The sequence below is a fragment of the Streptomyces sp. NPDC002817 genome (assembly GCF_053592055.1).
In genome coordinates this window covers 1-1,448 of sequence record NZ_JBSFUY010000108.1, presented here as the reverse complement: position 1 = coordinate 1,448, position 1,448 = coordinate 1, and the positions used below count along the sequence as shown (strand labels likewise).

Sequence of the window (1,448 nt, the reverse complement as noted above, 5' to 3'; positions counted from 1 at the left end):
TAATCGCAAAGTATATCGGGACTATTGGTGGCAATACGCAGAAAAGCGGCCAGCCATGATTAACGCCATCAAGGAGCTGGATCGTGTCCTGGTGGTAGCAAGGGTGAGCCGAACTGCCATGGCTACCATCGTGCCCACGGGGCAGGTACTAAACGAGAAGATCGTTCTCTTTGTCAGTGACCGTGTGGATGTAATGGCCCTACTGAACTCAAGCATTCACGTACTTTGGGCATGGAAATATTCAGCGACGCTGAAATCTGACCTTCAGTACACTCCGTCCGATTGCTTTGAAACATTTCCCATGCCGCAACATCTCCCTCTCTTGGAATCCCCCGGAAAGGACCTAAGTGAAACTCGCACCGCAGTCATGCGGAACCGCGAATACGGTCTTACGAAGCTATACAACCTGGTCAATGATCCGCAGGTTTCTGCTAGTGACGTAAATAAGCTCCGCGAGTGCCATAAAGTTATCGATGAGGCGGTGGCTGAAGCTTACGAATGGGGCGACCTTGACCTCGGTCATGGATTCCATGAAACCCGGAATGGTGTCCGGTTCACTGTCTCCCCAGTCGCACAAAATGAGATCCTAGACAGGCTTCTCGAGCTCAATCACACGCGATTTAATCAAGCAGCGGATACGGCAAGCCACGAACGACTGGGGCGATCACCCGTGCGCGACAATGAACGAGTTGTCGCACCTCACGGGGATACCCTGTTCTGAGGCACCCCCTCAGAACAGGGTATCCCCGTCGCGTACCGGAGTTAGATCCTGATCATGAAATGCCGATCCGATCACTTGGGGAGAATTTTTTGGTGAGTTAGTTCCATGCTGGGTATGGTTGAGCTCAAGGAGCCTGTCTAGGATTTCAATCTGAGCCGATGGTGCGACTGTGAATCGCGTACCCTGCCGATTTGGATAGAAATCGTGAGCGAGGTCGACGTCTTGCCAACTGTAGGACTCAAGTACAGCCTGGTCGATCTTCCGGTGATTTTCACGCAGAGACTCAATGTCGCTATCCTTCACTGCAGGGTCATGGACCATGTTGTATAGCTTTGTGAGCCCTACACTTCTGTCGATCATTACATCAAATCTCAGCCTGTCGAGAGTTTCTCCATTTCTTCGGAGTCCGGCAGTGGTGACAGGCCGAGGGAAGGTCTCGTAAACGTCAGACGGGGAGTAATTAAGATCCGCCTTCATCGTTGATGAATTACGCCATGCCCAAATCGAGTGGAAAGAACTCGAAAGTAGGGCAAGGTCGCTATCCTCGGCCGTAGCGAAGACTCCCAACTTGTGAGAGAGGACTTGGCGGCTAGGTACACGAGCTGGCATGACCGTTCGACTGACAAGCGCTACCACCAGGACACGATCCAAGGTGGAGATGGCACGGTAGAGATCCGTTGCAGGACGAGTGAACCGCCACCAGATCTCGCGCCGTTGACGGTTTTTG

The 1,448-nt window shown here is 52.6% G+C and carries 2 protein-coding genes; one reads left to right on the top strand and one right to left on the bottom strand.

The genetic code is table 11. The annotated features are described in order from the left end of the window. A partial coding sequence (locus ACWD3I_RS49190) for a type IIL restriction-modification enzyme MmeI (protein ID WP_365414256.1) occupies window positions 1-721 on the top strand: 721 nt, incomplete at its 5' end. A 9-nt stretch (window positions 722-730) separates the two neighbouring features. Here the strand turns inward: ACWD3I_RS49190 and ACWD3I_RS49185 are convergent. Further along, window positions 731-1,448: type IIL restriction-modification enzyme MmeI (locus ACWD3I_RS49185; protein ID WP_365414258.1), on the bottom strand; the 718-nt coding region annotated here is incomplete at its 5' end.